Annotated in this window: 13 protein-coding genes; 3 read left to right on the forward strand and 10 right to left on the reverse strand. The window is 46.6% G+C overall.

Going from position 1 to position 18,120, the window contains the following annotated elements; translation table 11 throughout:
- Positions 1-379: 379 nt before the first annotated feature.
- From CKO50_RS05770 to CKO50_RS05800, 7 genes are all read right to left on the reverse strand, one after another.
- Positions 380-1,237 (reverse strand): sugar phosphate isomerase/epimerase, encoded by an 858-nt coding sequence (locus CKO50_RS05770; RefSeq protein WP_095727395.1) that lies wholly within the window; start codon positions 1,235-1,237, stop codon positions 380-382.
- 75 nt (positions 1,238-1,312) lie between these two features.
- Positions 1,313-2,062: a gluconate 2-dehydrogenase subunit 3 family protein gene (locus CKO50_RS05775; RefSeq protein WP_010606696.1), complete on the reverse strand. Its 750-nt coding sequence runs from the start codon at positions 2,060-2,062 to the stop codon at positions 1,313-1,315.
- On the reverse strand, positions 2,062-3,741 hold the full coding sequence (locus CKO50_RS05780; protein WP_010606697.1) for a GMC family oxidoreductase: 1,680 nt from the start codon (positions 3,739-3,741) through the stop codon (positions 2,062-2,064). Before CKO50_RS05780 ends, CKO50_RS05775 begins: the two co-directional genes overlap by 1 nt.
- Positions 3,742-3,743: 2 nt before the next feature.
- Positions 3,744-4,439 carry a DUF1080 domain-containing protein gene (locus CKO50_RS05785; protein WP_095727396.1) on the reverse strand — a complete coding sequence of 232 codons (696 nt, stop codon included), beginning with the start codon at positions 4,437-4,439 and terminating at the stop codon, positions 3,744-3,746.
- A gap of 53 nt (positions 4,440-4,492) precedes the next feature.
- Positions 4,493-5,710 carry a sugar MFS transporter gene (locus CKO50_RS05790; RefSeq protein ID WP_010371078.1) on the reverse strand — a complete coding sequence of 406 codons (1,218 nt, stop codon included), beginning with the start codon at positions 5,708-5,710 and terminating at the stop codon, positions 4,493-4,495.
- Between the two features lie 14 nt (positions 5,711-5,724).
- Positions 5,725-6,780, reverse strand: coding sequence for a sugar phosphate isomerase/epimerase (locus CKO50_RS05795; RefSeq protein WP_095727397.1), 1,056 nt, complete (start codon positions 6,778-6,780; stop codon positions 5,725-5,727).
- Positions 6,781-6,787: 7 nt separating this feature from the next.
- Positions 6,788-7,948: a Gfo/Idh/MocA family protein gene (locus tag CKO50_RS05800; protein WP_095727398.1), complete on the reverse strand. Its 1,161-nt coding sequence runs from the start codon at positions 7,946-7,948 to the stop codon at positions 6,788-6,790.
- A 157-nt stretch (positions 7,949-8,105) separates the two neighbouring features.
- On the opposite strand from CKO50_RS05800, the gene CKO50_RS05805 reads away from it, so the two are divergent.
- Entirely contained in the window at positions 8,106-8,840 is a 735-nt protein-coding gene (locus tag CKO50_RS05805) for an AraC family transcriptional regulator (RefSeq protein WP_010606702.1), read from the forward strand.
- On the opposite strand, the gene CKO50_RS05810 is transcribed toward CKO50_RS05805, so the two are convergent.
- Together CKO50_RS05810 and CKO50_RS05815 are read right to left on the reverse strand one after the other, a co-directional pair.
- Positions 8,820-9,680: a BadF/BadG/BcrA/BcrD ATPase family protein gene (locus tag CKO50_RS05810; RefSeq protein ID WP_095727399.1), complete on the reverse strand. Its 861-nt coding sequence runs from the start codon at positions 9,678-9,680 to the stop codon at positions 8,820-8,822. The genes CKO50_RS05805 and CKO50_RS05810 overlap by 21 nt on opposite strands.
- Positions 9,677-10,423, reverse strand: a complete 747-nt coding sequence (locus tag CKO50_RS05815; RefSeq protein WP_095727400.1) for a copper homeostasis protein CutC — start codon at positions 10,421-10,423, stop codon at positions 9,677-9,679. Before CKO50_RS05815 ends, CKO50_RS05810 begins: the two co-directional genes overlap by 4 nt.
- Before the next feature lie 384 nt (positions 10,424-10,807).
- Between CKO50_RS05815 and CKO50_RS05820 the strand changes: the two genes are divergently transcribed.
- Positions 10,808-13,792 carry a TonB-dependent receptor gene (locus CKO50_RS05820; RefSeq protein ID WP_095727401.1) on the forward strand — a complete coding sequence of 995 codons (2,985 nt, stop codon included), beginning with the start codon at positions 10,808-10,810 and terminating at the stop codon, positions 13,790-13,792.
- 144 nt (positions 13,793-13,936) lie between these two features.
- Positions 13,937-16,777: a discoidin domain-containing protein gene (locus CKO50_RS05825; RefSeq protein WP_095727402.1), complete on the forward strand. Its 2,841-nt coding sequence runs from the start codon at positions 13,937-13,939 to the stop codon at positions 16,775-16,777.
- A 102-nt stretch (positions 16,778-16,879) separates the two neighbouring features.
- On the opposite strand, the gene pheA is transcribed toward CKO50_RS05825, so the two are convergent.
- On the reverse strand, positions 16,880-18,034 hold the full coding sequence (gene pheA, locus CKO50_RS05830) for a prephenate dehydratase (RefSeq protein WP_095727403.1): 1,155 nt from the start codon (positions 18,032-18,034) through the stop codon (positions 16,880-16,882).
- Positions 18,035-18,120: the final 86 nt, after the last annotated feature.

Consider the following 18,120-nt stretch of genomic DNA (forward strand, 5'->3'; position numbering starts at 1 on the left):
ATTTGTTTTTTACGGGCTGTAGCCATCGTTTGGTTTCCTCAATCCTTTGAGTGCAGAATTAAAGCTTAGGCTGGATCTTAGGAAGGTGCAAGTTAGTGGTGGGTGTCAGCGATTTACGCATCAGCGATTTAAGCGATTTATAGTCAGCGATTTATAATGACGCAACACGAAGGAAAATGCTTAACAAGTGCTTCAAACATTCGCCCCACAAATCGGGCCCAAAGCGTAGTGTATCTTCGCGTTATAGCACCATCTTTTCCCCTACCTTAATATTTTCATTTTCCACTTTCGCATCATTACAACTGTCAAGTTCGATCGGGCTCCGCGATCAAACCTGACAGTGACAATTAACTATTTCAGATAAACATATTCCCGCTTGTTACTCACTCAGTATCTTATCTAAATTCGCTTTTGAGCGGGCGACGCTTTCTAGTGGTGTTAGGCCACTTGGGTATTCTTCTTGTTCGATTACCAGCCACTGCGTACCGCCGTGTTGCCGCATGGTTTGGATGAGCGCTTTCCAAGGGTAGTGGTTTTCGCCAATGATTGGGCTTTTGTCATCTTCTTGATGAGTACGTATTTTAATATGTGTCGATAAGGTTCTTCCTGTATATCGCTTAACATAATCGCTGGGTGATTTACCTGCGTAATTCACCCAGCCGACATCGAGCTGCAGTGGGAAATCGCTTGGGGTGTTGGTGGCGATATAATCCCAAAAGGTGCTATTAGCATATGGGTTAAATTCCTTTTCATGATTATGAAATCCGATCTTCATATCGTAGCGTTTGGCAATTTGGTGCACTTTGTTGAGTTGCTTTACAAAAGCTTGTACTCGGTTTTTATCCCATGCTCTTTCATCCCAAGGAATAAAGAGCATGGATATGCCTAAGGTTTTGTAAAAAAGTAGGGTGCTCGCTAGTTTTTCTTCGGCTAATGCGTCAAAGCCGATGTGTGCGCTGCTCGCCACAAGGCCGAGCTCTGCTAGTCTTTGTTTTAATTTGCTTGGGTTATCAGCATAGCTGCCAAAGTTTCCAGCAAATTCAACGCCATCAAATCCCATGTTGGCGAGTGCTTGCAAAGTGCCATCAAAGTCTCTTGCCAACTCATCTTTTACCGACCACAGTTGAACGCTAACGGGGAAAGGTTGAAGGGAAGGCTGTGCATTCAGTGGCGAGATAAAAATTAAAGCAATGAACAGTACTACTTGTTTAAACAATACGATTTTTTTAAACATCATTTCTTCCTAAAACTAAAAAAAGCAGAGTCTAACTCTGCTTCGCTTGGGATTAGCCATAACAAAATGACTCAAGGGTTAGTCGCGGTACGCATACTGGCTTAGCCCAAGCTCTGCGAGTACGCCATCTAGATGCGCCTTGGCTTCGGCAGTAGGCCCTGGATAATCACCTGCAATTGGCATATTGCCCAGATAACCTATGTCTTGACAGCCCTCAGGTGTGCAGAAGTAAGCGCCGAGAACGAGATCTTTAAAGCGCAAGAATGCTTTACCTATACGCTGAAATTGCTCTGGTGTTTGTGCATTAAAATAAGCAATATCATCCATAATCTTACTTTGCTGCGTTGCGCTAAGTTGTATAAATGGCTTTTTAAAGCGCAAAGTCGACTCATCGTCAATCCAAGCAAGCGCATGGAGTATTGTCACTCTGTCTTTTTGTTGTCCGTGATACGGTGCGCTTACCCACTCATCGATCACACTCGGTACTTGTACTTCAGAAGCCGATGGATGATTTCCTTCCTTTGGCACAATAAAATCAGCTAGTACCGCAACTAACGTGAGCTGCGCTTCGGTGAGGGTGAGCGGCCAAGGTGACTCTGGCGGCATGATCATGTTTGGATCGGTGCCATACCCTTGAGCGCTAACTGGCTTTATTTCAATATCTGGCCAGTGCCCAGCTGCAGCCGTTTCACCTTCAATGGCCTTACTGCAACCAGCGGTGAGTGTCACCGCAGATCCAGCAGCAAGCAAGCCTAACCACTTTAATGACTCGCGACGTGTCATGCCTGAAATATATTTATAAGAATCAACGCGGACAGGTGTATTCATCACAGCGCTCCTTTATCAATTTGTGCTGCCAACCAGGTGGAGTTTCGCATCGCTAAGGTCATAATGGTTAAGGTGCAATTTTTATGGGGGTTAGACGCAAAGACGCCGGCATCCATCACAAATAGATTGTCACAGTCCCATGTTTGGCCCCACTGATTCGTTACCGATTCTTTTGCTGAGCTGCCCATTCTCGTCGTGCCGACCTCATGAATGATCTCACCGCCTTTTGAAATGGCTTTTTCCGCAGGCGGTAGCTCGCCGACTTTGGCACCCATGTTCTCAAGGATCTGTTTCGCGGTTTTGAGACCATGCTCGATTTGCTTGAGCTCTCTGTCAGACCATTTGAAATGGAACTTAGCAACCGGGATCCCCCATTTATCTTTGACGTTTTCGTCAATTTCCATGTAAGAATTTTTGTTCGGTAACATTTCTCCACGCAGTGCAAATCCAACATAGGAGCCATAAGCGTCACGCACTTGCTGCTTTAATTTGGGGCCATAACCTTGTTTATTGCCAGACACGCCAGAGCCCGGTTGATTAAAGCCGCTGCTAATTTCAAAGTGATAGCCGCGCGGGAAATTAAGCTCACCTTTCTCATGGGCTTTGTGTCCCCACCAAGGAATAAAAAGGTGGTTACCGGTATGGCCGTCTTCGTTATAACGCGGGCGGCCTTTTAACGCAGGGATTTGTGCACCAAGCCAAGCACCTGTAGAGTCCATTAGATTGCGACCTACCTGACCACTTGAGTTTGCAAGTCCCTTGGGATGTTTTGCATGTTTAGAATTAAGCAAAATACGGGCAGATTCACAGGCGCTGGCCGCCAAAATCACCACATCAGCATTGACTGCATGTTCTTGTGCAGACTTTTTATCGACGTAAGTCACACCAGTTACTTTGCCATCTTCATTCACCGCCACTGACTTCACCATGGCATCGGTGATCACTTCAAGGTTTCCTGTCGCTTTGGCCATCGGAATAAGCGAAGTTGTGGTTTGGAATGCCGCACCAATCGAGCAACCGTGGCCACAAGGTGTGGCGTAAAAACACGCTAAGCGGTCGTCTTTATTACGAGTCAGCACAGCTCTGTGCATAGGAACCGCAGGGATCCCCATTTTTTTCGCGGCAGCTGCAACCAATAATTCGGGTACTCTTGGCGTCGGTGGTGGCTGTAACACGCCAGGCGCAGAAGGGGGCATGTCATCCAAGCCGGTATTGGTACCGCAGATCCCGACTATTTCTTCTGTTTTGTCATACCAAGGCGCAATGTCTTGATATTCAAACGGCCAATCAGCGCCATGTCCATCACGGCTTTTGCCCTTAAAGTCGTGCTCACTAAAACGTAGCGAGTAGCGACCCCAGTGGTTGGTGCGGCCACCGAGCATACGTGCACGCCACCAATAAAAATCGGTGTTTTCTGCGCGTGTGTATGGTTCATCTGGCACTTGCCAACCGCCATCAATCGTCGCGTCGTAAAAACCAAAGTTCTTATCCTTATTACCAGCGCCCATGAGTGGGGCTTCGCTATTGCGACGGAACATCGGGCTTTCTGTTTTTGGGTCGTAATTTCTGCCAGCTTCTAGCAATAAAACTTTGTGGCCTAGCTTAGTGAGTGTATAAGCGGCCATTGCGCCACCGGCACCTGAGCCAACGACCAATACTTTATGATCAAATGTTGCCATGGTTACAGCTCCTTGATCTTAATGTTTTTAAACCAGACTTTGTCGCCGTGATCTTGCAAGCCGATGTGGCCTTTTTTGCCTTCAGCAAACCCTTGCCATGTTGCAAACTTACTATTCTTAACCAAAGCATTCCAAGTGGTGCTGCCAATCACGATACTCGTCGTGCTTACACCATTTTGCCAAACTTGTAGGTGACTATCTTGTAGCTTAATGCGAACTTGGTTCCAAGCTTCGGCAGGTTTATGTGCCGTACTTGGCGCAGCGAACAGGTCATAAATAGAACCTGCAAGGTGAGAGTCTATTTTATTGTCTGGGTGTTCTTTGTTATCTAGAATTTGGATTTCTGGGGCGTGGGAGTATATAGCTCCACCTTTTTCATCCGCCAATACAAAGATCCCACTGTTGCCTTTTTTAGAAATCTTCCAATCGAGCTGGAGCTCAAAATTCTGATACTGTTTTTTGGTCAGAATATCGCCGCCACCACCTTGGGTAAGTGTCATCGCGCCGTCCTTAACTTGCCACTGGCTACTTAGGCCGTCACTTTTAAAGTTGCGCCATTGCGACATATCTTTGCCATCGAAAAGCAGTTGCCATCCGGCTTGTTGTTCTTGCGGGCTCAATTGGTTGTCAGTTGTACTAGCGCAAGCCGCACAACTAACAGCCAATGCCAGCGTTAGTATTTTTATAGAGTTGAGCATATTGGAACCTCGTCTGTTCACTTTTTACTTGTTGCTACTTAATACAAAGAGTATTACGCGTATTTCTCAACGCGTTTATTTTTATTGATATAAAGGTAAAGGCCGATAAAAGCGGCAATGAGAATGGCCGGGAATAACAGAATATTTTCAAGCACCGCTTGACCTGCAACTAGTTCTGATTGCTGCGCGGTTAAGTTTGCTGCTTGGGCTTCGAGTCGCGCCGAATCAATCCAACTACCAATTACTGGATTCCACATGCTGACAGCGAACATCCCCGCACCGCCCATTAAAGACATACCAAGTGCGCCTGTTTTTGGGGTGTATTCAGCAACACAGCCCAGCATGGTTGGCCAAAAATAAGTGACACCCAAGGCAAATAATATTGCAGCCAAGTAGATTGCTGATCCTTGTGCTTGGCTCATCATGAAAATCCCCGCGGTTGCCAATACTGCAGAGCCGAGTAACACGCCTGTTGGATTAAAACGGTGGACTATTGGGCCGGCAAAGAAGCGACCTAATGCCATCAAGCCTGTGATCAGCGCTAGGATCATCATAGGAGAGGCACCTGACGCTCCCAGTATGCGTTCAATCCACTGTTGTGTACCAAGTTCGGTTGTTGCTGTTAAGGTCATACAGCAAATTAAAAATAGGTAGAGCGGAGAAAATAGGTGCTTGAGATTGCTGGTGGTGGAATGATCAGTGCGGTCAAATTCAGGAAACTGTGACTTGATCATCATCGCACCGTAAATCAGCGTTGGAATTAATATCAAAGCAACTTGCCATTGCCAATTAAAGCCCGATGCAGTCATGGCATTCGATGCCAGTGCACCAATCACAATGCCGCCTGGAAACCAGACATGAAACCGGTTGAGCATGGTCGTGGTGTTTTTCGGATACATTTCGGCAATCAGTGGGTTACAGCCAGCTTCGACTGAACCATTCGCAAAGCCGATTAAAAACGTCGAGATCAGCAGTAACCAAAAGCCGTCAGCGGTAATGGTTAAAACCAACCCTGCAAAGTGGCAAATAAAGGCGAGGGCAACCAACTTTTTAGCGCCAATGGCGTTGTAGATTGCACCACCTAACATGGTCGCGACGGGAAAGCCCAGAAATGCCATGGCGTTAACCCAACCAAGTTCTGTATCTGAGAGTCCAAACTGCTCACCTAATTGCCCCAAAATACCTGCGCGAATAGCGAACGTCATCGATGTGACGACCAGTGCAAGGCAACAGAGCTGAAACACGGTCCGATTATGATTATTATTATTCATGGTCGTAGTCCTGTTTATTTTATGCCGAGGATTTGATTATTGCGTTCGGTATCGGTGCTACTTCCTGCAAAATCATCGAAGGCTTTTTCGGTTGGTCTGATCAAGTGCTGTTTGATAAATTCGGCACCTTCTTTGGCCCCATCTTCAGGGTGCTTAATACAGCATTCCCATTCCAATACAGCCCAACCATCAAAACCGTACTGTGTTAACTTACTAAATATTTTCTTAAAGTCGACCTGTCCGTCACCTAATGAACGAAACCGTCCTGGCCGTTGTTGCCATCCTTGGTATCCGCCGTAAACACCGCAGCGGCCATTGGGGATAAATTCGGCATCTTTTACATGGAACGCTTTGATACGTTCATGATAGATGTCGATAAATGCCAAGTAGTCCAATTGCTGTAAGACAAAGTGACTTGGATCGTAAAGAATATTGGCTCGCGGGTGATTATTCGTCGCCGCTAAAAAGCGTTCAAAAGTCACGCCATCGTGTAGATCTTCACCCGGGTGAAGCTCATAGCAGACATCCACGCCAACCTCGTCAAAGCGGTTTAAAATAGGCAACCAGCGTTTTGCGAGCTCCTCAAACCCTTGTTCCACCAAGCCATTTGGACGTTGTGGCCAAGGGTAAAAGGTATGCCAGAGCAAGGCGCCAGAAAAGCTTGCGTGACTGGTTAGCCCAAGCTTAGCGCTGGCACTGGCTGCTAGCATTAGTTGCTCTGTTGCCCACTCCATTCGAGCCTGAGGAGAGCCATGCACTTTTGCTGGTGCAAAGCCGTCAAACATTTGGTCATAAGCTGGATGCACCGCCACTAATTGACCCTGCAAATGGGTTGATAGCTCTGAAATAGTAAGGCCATGCTCTGCAGCAATACCAGTGATCTCGTCGCAATAATCTTGGCTTTCAGCGGCTTTTTGCAGATCAAACAGTCGTTGTTCCCAACTTGGTAGCTGAATACCTTTATAACCTAGGCTACTTGCCCACTGGCAAATACTATTAAAATTGTTAAATGGCACCTCGTCCGAGACAAACTGCGCGAGAAAAATAGCGGGTCCTTTAATTTGCTTCATTCTTATTTTATCCAATGGTAAAGGGGTGCCACTTAGTGTCTTTTGCACTAGCTGCGACCGCGTTTTCAATAAATGCCATGCCACGGACTGCAGCGTTAATACTTGGCACGTCAAATTCTTCGTGCTGCACATCGGGTTGTAGCTGATGCGCACGAATAAGGCTGGCGAAGTTAAGGTAGATATTTGCAAATGCTTCCAGATATCCCTCAGGGTGACCTGCTGGCACACGAGTTGCGCTAATGGTTGTTTGGCTAAGTGAGCCCACTCCTGTGCGGATCAACTGAGCTGGAGCATTTACCTCGCGCAACCACAAACTATTAGGCTCCATTTGCGACCATTCGATACTGGCTTTGTCACCATAGATTTTTAAGGTGAGATTATTTTCTTCGCCTAGTGCTATTTGGCTTGCCATCAACACGCCCTTTGCCCCGTTGCCAAAGCGCAGTAACACTGTGCCGTCATCGTCGAGTTGTCGGCCGGACACAACCGTGTTTAAATCCGCACAAAGCGCTTCTATTTCCAAGCCACTCACATATTCGGCAAGGTTCGCTGCATGTACACCGATATCGCCCATACAACAACTCACGCCAGACTTGCTTGCATCTAGTCGCCAGCTGGCTTGCTTACTGTTTTCATCATCAGCACTTGCAAGCCATCCTTGACTATATTCAACGACGACTTTGCGTATTTTGCCAAGTTCGCCGTTTGCGATGCGGTGGCGTGCTTCTTTCACCATTGGGTAGCCGGTATAGGTGTGTGTTAATCCGTACAAGCAATTGCTCTTCTGAAGCTGTGTTTGTAGACGCAGGGCCTCAGATAAATTGAGCGTTGCTGGCTTGTCACTCAAGACGTGAAAGCCGTGTTCGATCGCGGCTGTGGCAATCGGAAAATGCAAATGGTTTGGGGTCACGATGGCAACAAAGTGGATGCGCTCCGACTCTGGTAGTTCCGCCTCTTGTTGTAAGAGTGCTTGGTAGCTGGCATAGCAACGTGTTGGGTTAAGCCCGAGTTGCTGGCCCATTGCTAGGCTTTTGTTTGGATCGGCGCTAAATGCGCCTGCAACAAGTTCAATTTGACCATCTAAACGCGCGGCTATGCGGTGCACTGCACCTATAAAAGCACCTTCTCCACCACCGATCATGGCCATGCGGATTTTGTTATTATCCATCGTTTAGCTCCATCGAGTTATCGAGGTAAGTTAATCTGATGTTATTGATAATAGGTAACAGAGGCGCCAAAGTGATAATAAAAATTCGGTTGACAATGCAACAAAATCGGCGTTTAAAATAAATTATTATAATTATAAAAGGGCGGTAAATAGGGCAATGGAAGAGCAAACAATATTGAATAAAGCTGGCGTAAATCAATTGATTGCAGCATTTGATCTGATCCCAGACATCCTCTTTTGGGTCAAAGACACAAAAAGTAGAATAGTTCATGCGAACCAACACTTTGTTGAACATCAGGGCTACAAAACCCTAGATCAAATCTTACTGAAAACCGATTTTGATTTTTCACCGCAACACTTGGCATTCCAATACGTTAACGATGATAAACGAGTGATGGAAGGCTTTATCGTAACGGATAGATTAGAACTCAACCAAACCGCAAATGGGGAATTGGCATGGTTTTCCACGTCAAAAAAAGTGTTACTTGACGGCGAAAATGCGATTATGGGCACTTATGGTGTTACGCGACATCTAGCGAAAACGTCAAAGGCGTTGTCTCACGTAAGAGCCATTGAAGCGCCCGTTGAATTTATTCGGGCACATTACCATCGTCATATTTGTATCGAAGAATTGGCGGAACTTGCTCACCTGTCGGTAAGTGCACTGGAGCGCAGATTTAAGAAGCATTTAGCCAAAACTCCCAATCAATTTATCAACGAAGTGAGATTGGAAAATGCCCGCAAATTATTGGTCGAAACACGCTTACCTGTATCACAAGTTGCTTATCAGTGTGGTTTCTCAGAGCCAAGTTATTTTAGCAAGCAGTTTCGTCGTTTATTTGGTGAAATCCCGTCGCAATTACGTAAGGAGTTAACGTCGAGCGAGCGTTAACGCTGCGACTTCTGGTGGTAGTGCCGGTGTCACCAGCGTATCTGCGTACTCGGCAGCTAACCATGGACGAATGGGCGTGGCAATGCCTCCAACTAGCGCGACTTTCTGTGCCCCTAAGTTCTGCAAATGACGGACATAACGCTCAATAAACCGTGCCGCGCTACTTAAGATCTGCTCGGCATAGGGATCGTTTGGCGTAGCAAAAACATGTTGAGCAAACTGGGCAAAATACTGGGGAGTGGCGTTTAGCGTGAGTTTGACTAGCTGTTCGGTACTGTGGCAATTCATGGCAGCCAAAAACGACTCAATCATCAGACTGCTAGGGGACAGAGTATCAAGCACCTCGATGGCATGCTTCACTAAACTCAAACCGATCCAACCGCCACTTGCACCATCACTGAGTAATAATCCGTGGCCGCCGAACTCCCTAAATTGTCCATGCGTCACCAGACCCGCGCAAAATCCGGTGCCAAGAATGATTACACCGCCATCTTCGTGTTGATGCGCACCAAGGCAAGCTATGTGTGCATCGGTTGAAAATTGAAAACGGGCAAAAGGGGAACGCCATTGCTGCATCGCCTCACAAGCCGTCGTGACATTCGCGCCGGCAAGTCCTGCAAAAGCACTGATGTTAGCAATGTCGTGGTGGGGGATTTTTGCGTTTGTCAGCGCTGTCATTGTTGCGCTCAACATTGACTCTTGGGCCTGATGTATTGATGTTGCTATGTTTGCAGGGCCGCTGGTGGCCTCGGCAAGGAGCTGTCCATGTTGATCCTCGAGGCGGACTTTACATTTCGTACCGCCACCATCAATCCCTAAAAATAGCTTTGATGCTGTCATTGTATTGCCTTTTCTGATCCGGTGAGTATTGCATTAACTAGCCTTGGGCAAACTTCATCGCCATGATGCACGCCAGAGTGAGTATGTAGAGAGAGTGGACCAAATTCACTTAAAAGCCAAAGATCCGCTGCGTTTTTCGTGTTGACCCCTCCACCGATCACAACTTCGATTTCAGCATTGAGTTTTTTCAGTAAGGCAATGAGCTGACTGGTACCAAACGCTGCGCCTTTACCACTTTGCCATGTATTGCCGGCGCTTAAGACCCGCTCAACGCCTAACTCTAGCAGCGTCTCGGCTGCCTGCTGCCAGTTTGCAGCGGCGTCAAAGGCGCGATGAAAGGTGACAGAAAGGCCTAAGGATTTTGCCGTGGCAATGAGTGCTTTGCAATGGTCAGCCGCTATTTCCTGATTGCCGTCGATAAAACCAAGCGCAATACCGGTTGCACCCGCGCAAGCAATGCCATCTATCCCTTTTTGTAACTGATATACCATGGTGTCATCAATAAAAAAATGCGGTGCTCGGCGTAACATCACAATACATTCGCCAAAGCTTGGTAAATACTGGGCAACTGCCGCTATCGCCGTTGGGTTTGGCATCAAGCCACCGCAACTCAGTACACCACAGAGTTCTATCCTTGTGGCCCCAGATGCAAAAGCAATTTGTGCATTTCGCTGCAACAAATGAAGATTATCGCTGCTGAGGCATATTTCCAAGTTTTTACCTGAATAGTTTGCCGAATTCATATTTCACTCTTGAAGTTGAATAATTTTAAAGTTTAAAATTCTTAGTTTTGAATATTTAATTAGTTCAATAAAAACATTTGGTTACACATGTTTGGAACGTTTTTAAATTGCCTAATATAGAAACTAATAATGAGTTTTTATGTTAATCAGACTATAAACCAAGGAAATTGAAATTGGATCTTTTTTTGACCTAAACGCCGATTTTGTCTTAGTGCAAACCGAAATTCTATTATCACTTTTTGTAGAGCGCTCCTATTCTGAACGAGTGTTTCACAAACCATTAACCCCTATAGGGAAACAAAAAAGGGTCGTCACAAAGTCATGCGTCATGGAGCAGCAAGGGACGTCGTGGCTTTACAAATTATAAAAAACTTGGAGATAGGAATGGCCAATAATAATAACAGACGCCATGTGACAGGAAGGTCACGGCAATTTAGCAAGTCTGCACTGGTCCTCGCTATGTTATCAGCTACTAACTGGGCAATGGCTGAAGAAACCGAAAAAGAGGAAGTGCAGGAAATCGAAACGATTGAGGTGCGCGGGATCCGCGCATCTATGGCCGAAAACTTGGCGATTAAGCGTTTATCAAACGCGATTGTGGATGCCATAACTGCAGAAGATATAGGCAAGTTTCCCGATAAAAATGTGGCGGATTCACTACAACGCGTACCCGGTGTAGTGATTTCTCGTAGTGGCGGGGAAGGGGAAAACGTTAGTATTCGTGGTCTTTCATCTGATCTCACTTTTACGCAGTTAAACGGCAATTTTATCGCGTCTTCTCCGGGCTCGCCGTCGCGCTCTTTTAGTTACTCTTTGTTGCCTTCTACCATGGTGCAATCGGTTGAGGTGTTTAAGTCTTCTGAGGCGCGTTTAGATGAAGGTGGGGTCGGCGGCACGGTTATTCTTCATAGCCGCAAACCGCTGGATATGGAGGCAAATTCTGGGGCGTTGAATGTTGAATATACTTACGCTGATGTGACTGAAGAGTACGAGCCTAATTTTAGCGGCGTTTATTCTTGGAAGAACGAAGAAGAAACCTTTGGCTTGCTAGTTGGTTATACCAAACAAGACCGCACCAACCGCTCTTTAGGCGGTGATATGTCGGGCGGTGGTGGTTGGCGCTGGGCAACGAGTTCAGATCTGCCAGCGGCAGACACGGCGGGCAATGTGATTGCCGATAGTACACGTCGATTTGCAGCGTTAGAAGATGCTTATGGCAACGTTTATGATGGTGTTTGGGCACCGCAAGTTGCAGGTGTTGGGGTAACCAAAGAAAAACGTGAACGTCAGGGGTTACAAGCCACCATTCAATGGCGTCCAATAGATGATTTATCTTTAACATTCAATCATTTTCATTTTGAGCTTGGGCAAAATCGCACCACGTCACAAATGTGGATCCCAGAATGGAAGTACAACCCAGATTATCTTACCGGTATTACTCTAGACGAAACCGGTACGATTGTGACTGGTATGGACTTTACCAGTGGCGCTGGTGGCACTGAAGGGAATCTTGAGTTTCCTTGGATCATTGGTAGTTATACGGTAGAAAAAGATACCTCGGATACCTACGACTTCGCCTTTGAATATGCCGGTGACTTATATGACTTGCGCGGTAAATTTGGTCACACTGAAGCCAGCGGTGGCCCTTCAGAATCTTGGAGTGCGGCGTATAAAAGCGGCCAACCTGCGAGTCGCAGCGATTCTGGGCAGGTTGAAAACGCCGCTTCATTTGCAGGGTGGCGATTAGGTGACAGAGTGTCGCTGTACGCCGATCCCGCTTTGCTGTCTAACCTTCAGGCTGGTATTGCCGGCGATCCCGATCCGGGTTCGACAGGTTCAAGCTTTGTCGTCAGTAACTTAGAAGAGGACTATGCCCAGTTAGACCTTGATTATCGCGTCGGGTACGGCATCGTTGATACGCTGCGTGTCGGTGCTAAATATCGTAAAGCGACACTGCATCGCGAAACCAACAACACCTTCTTCATTACTCAAGATGGGGCTGACAGAATTGCCAGTGGCGAGCTAGATCCCTTCAGTCAAGGTGCCATTGATGAGGTGTCTTATCAGTGGATTGGTGGTATGCCAAAACTGGAGGATATTTTGAATGCAACGTCTGAACAAAATATCCCAGGCGGTTTTGAAGTGAATGCGATGCCCACGATCAATTGGGATCGATACCGCGAAATCGTGACCAGTGAATATGTTAAGCACACGCGCCGTGAGCCTGACTTTGTATTCGACATAGAAGAAGAAATCATGGCCGCCTATCTACAAGCCGATTTTTCTTTTGGAAATTTTAGAGGAAACATCGGGGTACGCTATGTCGAGACTGAAACGCAGATTATGTCGTCGGATAAAATTAACTACTTTTTAGATGACATTGATGATGTCACCGAAGAGGATATCTTAGGTGATGAACGTGTTATTGACGTTGAAACTACCACCGTGCGTACCGTAACCGACTCGCAATTTTTACCTAGTTTCAATATTGTCTGGGATGCCAGCGACAATCTTGTCATACGTGGTGCTATCGCCAAAACAATGTCTCGAGCTCCGTTTAACGACATGGGGGCACCTGAGCAGCTGACCTTTATCTCTCAAGAGTGGGCAGACGACAGGCGCGAGTTTAGAGGTAACCCAGTGGAGCCAGGGTGGCGTGGTTCAGGTGGTAACAAGGCCCTAAAACCATTTGAATCGGTACAGATGGATTTATCTGCGGAGTATTATTATGGCGAAGGATCTGCGGTTGGCATTGCAGTATTCAACAAAGACGTAGATAACTTTATCGTGCCCTTGATTATTACCTCAGTAAGGCCGTTTGAGGGCTTTAATAACCCTTTTACTGGTGTTGAAATTGTGCCGCCGGGTGATATTACCGTCACGCCGTTTACCACCACCGCCAATGGTACAAACGCAACTTCTCGGGGAATAGAGCTGTTTGCACAACATGCATTCGATAATGGCTTTGGTCTCAACGTTAACTACACCCTAAACGATACCAATCAGGCAGACATTAGCGTAGACGGTGAAAAGGTCGGTGAGTCTGCACTTGTCGGCAGCGCCGATAATCAATTTAACTTCTCCGCTTATTACGAGAATGACACCTTTAGTGTCAGAGCATCATATAACCGCCGAGGAGAAACCGCTTTGGGGCTTGCAGACGGGCTCACTGTATATCAGGAACCATACCAACAAGTTGATGTGAACGCTTCATATAACTTGATGGAAAACCTGATCCTAACCGCGTCTGTGATCAACCTAACCAAAGAAGAACCGAGAACCTTTTATGGTGAAGATTCTAAAGCGAGATTGCGCAGCAGCAGCTACACCGGGCAGCGCTACTATGCCGGGATCACCTATCGATTTTAACTTTGGCGATAACCATAAAGTAATGCAAACAGGGTGAAGTCGTGTCAGCACAACGAGAAACAATATCACGGCTTATCACCTGCTCGTGGTGCGTTTATATCAACCTAGCCACATAAGTTGGTTGATATGTAAGAAGGGATAAATATGAAAACGTTAAATAAAATAAGAAATGCGATCCCGCTCATTGCCGTTAGCAGTTTATTGGCTGCATGTGGCGGCGGGAGCGATGACCCAAAAGTTGAAGAAGTGCCAGTAACCCCTGCTGTGACGACGGCAGAAGTATCAGGTTCAGTGATAAAAGGCGCGTTGAGCCAAGCCCGCATTTCGGTGACGGCGCTCAATGGCTCTAGCATGATGATGGATGAGAACTCGGCAACCAGTCAATCGGGGGAGTTGTTTATTGAGCTGACGGGTAAAGCCGGGTTTGGCATTAATTCCACCATTAAAGTGACCGCCACAACGAGTGAAGGCTCGCAGATGCGCTGCGACGCCAGTCGCTGTGGCTCAGTAGGAATTGGGGAACAGGTAAGTGGCGATTACATTGCTGGTGTGACTTTGGCTACCTTGAGTCATGTCGCCGTGCCGTTTGGTTCAAATGCCGATGGCAGTGCTGATGCTACTTTACAAATCAATGCCTTGACGACACTAGCAACCATGCTAGTAGAGCAGCAAATTGCTGAGGGGCGTAATGTCTCTACTCCCGAATTAATGGCATTGGCAAAAGTGGAGATGTCTGCGTTATTGCTTCGGGCCCTTGGCTGGCAAACCGGGAACACCAATGTTTTTGAGTTACCTGTGGTTAGCGCTGATCAATTAACGAATTTTGAATTAGGAGAAACTTGCACAACCTCTGACTCTGGTGAGCAAAGTTGCGGGATGACATATGTTTCCGAAAGTGTGCAAAAGCTTTCGCTATTCAATGCTGCATTTGCACAGTTTGACGAGCGAGGCTCTTTGCAAGGCGTCTTAAGCGACTCAGCTAGCAATCTTAGCGCCGCACTTGGCGGTGATGAAGTTGCACTTGAAGCGCTTCGATTGCCAATTTACAACGCGCTTCAAGCTCACCCATTAACTGCGCAGCTAGGCCTCAGTGCCGATAGTATTATGGACTTAGCGTTACCATTATTTGATGAGCCGGTCTCCACGGGGCCGATGCAGCAAGTCGTGACATCAGGTGCCACTATCACAGCAAGAAATGCTATTGGTGATGCCGAGAGCGCAGACAAAGCATTTGATGGCGATCCACAAACTAAATGGCTTGACCACAATGACTGGCAGGGGTCACCTACTGAGGAAGCGCCGTCTTGGATCCAGGTGGATTTTCCTACTCAACAAGCAATTAGCGGTGTTTACATTACCAGTGCTAATGATGCCCCAGAGCGAGACCCTGAAAACTTCTCTTTATTAGCTTCTAACGATGAGGGCGCGAGTTGGGTTAATTTGGGTAATGTGGTCGGGGCGTCGTTTGAAGCGCGCTTTGAACGTCAAGGCTTTGTATTTGGCAATGCGCAAAAGTATACAAGCTACCGAATTGCAGTGACAAAGAACAAAAATAACGATGGCTTACTGCAAATTGGAGAAATTCAGTTTGTTGGGCCGGTTTATCCGAGCGTTGACCATACGGATACAGAGACGTTTGCGGTCACGGCAAGCAACAGTATCGGTGAGGGGGAAAACCAAGATAAGGCATTTGATAACGACCCAACCACTAAGTGGCTAGATCATAATGATTGGCAAGGCCCGCCTACCGTCGAAGCGCCTTCATGGATCCAAGTAGATTTTAATGAGGCGGTGGCGGTTAATCAGCTTGCGATAACGAGCGCCAATGATGCACCAGAGCGAGATCCTGAAAACTTTGCTTTGTTTGGCTCTAACGATAACGGGGTTACATGGCAGCGATTGAGTAATTGGATTGGTGAGTCTTTTGAAGCGCGAGGGGAGCGTCAAAGCTTTGCGGTAGCGAATCAATTGCCATACCAAAGCTATCGTCTTGAGATAACCAAGAACAAAAATAATGATGGCTTGATGCAGCTTGCTGAGATTGAATTAATTGGCCCAGAAATCTCTGGATTAGATCATGCACAAGTACAAGGTGCGAGTTACTCGGCGCGTTTTAGTATTAGTGATTCAGAGGGCGCAGCACAAGCATTTGATCAAAATGTTGAGACTAAATGGCTCGATCACAACGACTGGCAGGGGCCTCCCACTGTTGAAAATCCAGCTTGGGTTCAAGTTAGCTTGCCACAAGCGCAAGCGGTAAATACTTTGTACATTACTAGCGCCAATGATGCACCGGAGCGTGACCCTGAAAACTTCCAACTTTTAGCATCTCACGATGGGGAAGTGTGGCAAGTATTAAATACTTGGGTAGGGGAATCGTTTGAATCGCGTTTTGAACGTCGTGCCTTCGCGTTTGCTAATGGCTTGGCTTATTCACATTATCGCTTGTCTATCAGTAAAAATGCGGATAATGATGGATTAGTGCAAATAGCTGAAATTGAACTCGCTGGACCTCAGTATGCACTTGAAGATTTGTCTGACTTGGCTGGAACAAGCTTCACCGCGCGTAATCGTATTGGAGATGCAGAAAGTGAACAAAAGGCGTTTGATAATGATACCGAGACAAAATGGCTAGATCACAATGAGTGGCAAGGCCCGCCAACAGAGGAATCACCATCTTGGATCCAAGCCGATTTTACTGCGCCACAGATTGTGAGTGGTTTGGCTATCACCAGTGCCAACGATGCACCAGAACGCGACCCCGAAAACTTCCAGTTACTGGGTTCTAATGATGGCGGTGAGACGTGGACAGAAGTTGCGGTTTGGGTGGGAGAAAGCTGGGATGAGCGCTTACAACGAAGAGCGTTTACTTTCTCCAATGCTTTTGCCTATAGCAGTTATCGACTAAATATTAGCAAAAATGCGAATAACGATGGCCTAGTACAGATCTCAGAAATCGAACTCCTAGGCCTTAGCGGCAAATAGCCTGAATAACCTGAGTTAAATAAATCTCAACCAAAAAAGCCAGAATGCGATTTGCGCTCTGGCTTTTTATTTTTCTCAATGAGAGTGACTTAGTATGGTTGATTACAATACATCCACAGCTTGTAGCGATTCGCTTTGGTAGCAGCCTAGTAAACGTACAAACTGGGTATGATCTTTTAATTCTTCAAGTGCAACTTGGACTTGTGAGTCTGCAATATTGGCAAGCAAATCTACATAAAAGACTTCTTCCCAAGGGTTACCAGGTACTGGGCGTGACTCTAGCTTAACCATATTGATATTGTGCTGTTTAAATACCATCAGCGCGTCAGCAAGTGAGCCTACTTGCTGTTTGGTGGCCATAATTAAACTGGTTTTGGTTGGGATTTGAGTAGACACTTGAAGTGCTTTTCTTGCTACCACAATAAAGCGGCTATGGTTTTCGGTCTGATTCGCAAGGCTAGATTTCACCACTTCTAGACCCATATTCTTACCTGCTTGTGCGGAGCCAATCGCGGCACTGTTTGGGTGCTCTGCTGCTTGTTTTAAGGCACTAGAGGTCGAGTCGCAAGTTTCATGCTGAATATCCCCCAGACCTTGAATAAAACGGCTGCACTGCGCAAAAGGTTGAGGGTGCGCATAAATTTTGTCGATCGCTTGTAACTCTGTGTCTGGCAAAGCTAGGAGGCAGTGCTCTACGGTATGCGTTACTTCGCCCACAATAGATACTTGCGCATGTTGCAATAAATCGAAGACCTCGTTGATACTGCCGGAACTGGTATTTTCAATAGGTAAGATACCAAAGTCCGCTTGACCTTTCTCTACCTGCTCGGTGATTTGCTCAAAGCTTTGGCAACCCATTTCCACAAGCTTACCGGGACGACGACTGAAGTATTTATGACAAGCAAGCTGGCTATAAGAGCCTTGTCCACCCAAGTAGGCAACGCGGTGTGTATCACCTACGGCATCGGGGTTTAAGTTCTTTTGCAGCATGGCTTGCTGGTTTAATACAGAGTCTTCTAAGATAGTTTGGAAAACGCTGTTTATATAAAAGGCATCAAGACCCAGAGATTTACCATATCGGATCAGTTTCTCCAGCAGTGCCTGCTCACGTGCTTCATCACGGATAGGTTTGTTGTTGGCAATCTTATATTCCAGCACGCCATGACTAATGCGACGTCGCTTTGCCAGTAAAATCAGTAATTCTGAATCTATCTCATTGATGTCATGCCTAAGGGCATCTAATGTATTTTGTGTCATAGGTCCTCACTCCCATTTAGCCAAAAAAAAAGCCTCCCGAAGTTGGGAGGCTTAGCTATTCATTTTCACTCGCGAACAGTCAAGCC

This window comes from Pseudoalteromonas sp. HM-SA03 (assembly GCF_002289345.1).
Classification (GTDB): Bacteria; Pseudomonadota; Gammaproteobacteria; order Enterobacterales; family Alteromonadaceae; genus Pseudoalteromonas.

Coding starts and splice junctions, on each gene's coding strand:
- CKO50_RS05770 (WP_095727395.1), bottom strand. CDS start 1,237: ATGATGTTTAAAAAAATCGTATTGTTTAAACAAGTAGTACTGTTCATT.
- CKO50_RS05775 (WP_010606696.1), bottom strand. CDS start 2,062: ATGAATACACCTGTCCGCGTTGATTCTTATAAATATATTTCAGGCATG.
- CKO50_RS05780 (WP_010606697.1), bottom strand. CDS start 3,741: ATGGCAACATTTGATCATAAAGTATTGGTCGTTGGCTCAGGTGCCGGT.
- CKO50_RS05785 (WP_095727396.1), bottom strand. CDS start 4,439: ATGCTCAACTCTATAAAAATACTAACGCTGGCATTGGCTGTTAGTTGT.
- CKO50_RS05790 (WP_010371078.1), bottom strand. CDS start 5,710: ATGAATAATAATAATCATAATCGGACCGTGTTTCAGCTCTGTTGCCTT.
- CKO50_RS05795 (WP_095727397.1), bottom strand. CDS start 6,780: ATGAAGCAAATTAAAGGACCCGCTATTTTTCTCGCGCAGTTTGTCTCG.
- CKO50_RS05800 (WP_095727398.1), bottom strand. CDS start 7,948: ATGGATAATAACAAAATCCGCATGGCCATGATCGGTGGTGGAGAAGGT.
- CKO50_RS05805 (WP_010606702.1), top strand. CDS start 8,106: ATGGAAGAGCAAACAATATTGAATAAAGCTGGCGTAAATCAATTGATT.
- CKO50_RS05810 (WP_095727399.1), bottom strand. CDS start 9,680: ATGACAGCATCAAAGCTATTTTTAGGGATTGATGGTGGCGGTACGAAA.
- CKO50_RS05815 (WP_095727400.1), bottom strand. CDS start 10,423: ATGAATTCGGCAAACTATTCAGGTAAAAACTTGGAAATATGCCTCAGC.
- CKO50_RS05820 (WP_095727401.1), top strand. CDS start 10,808: ATGGCCAATAATAATAACAGACGCCATGTGACAGGAAGGTCACGGCAA.
- CKO50_RS05825 (WP_095727402.1), top strand. CDS start 13,937: ATGAAAACGTTAAATAAAATAAGAAATGCGATCCCGCTCATTGCCGTT.
- pheA (WP_095727403.1), bottom strand. CDS start 18,034: ATGACACAAAATACATTAGATGCCCTTAGGCATGACATCAATGAGATA.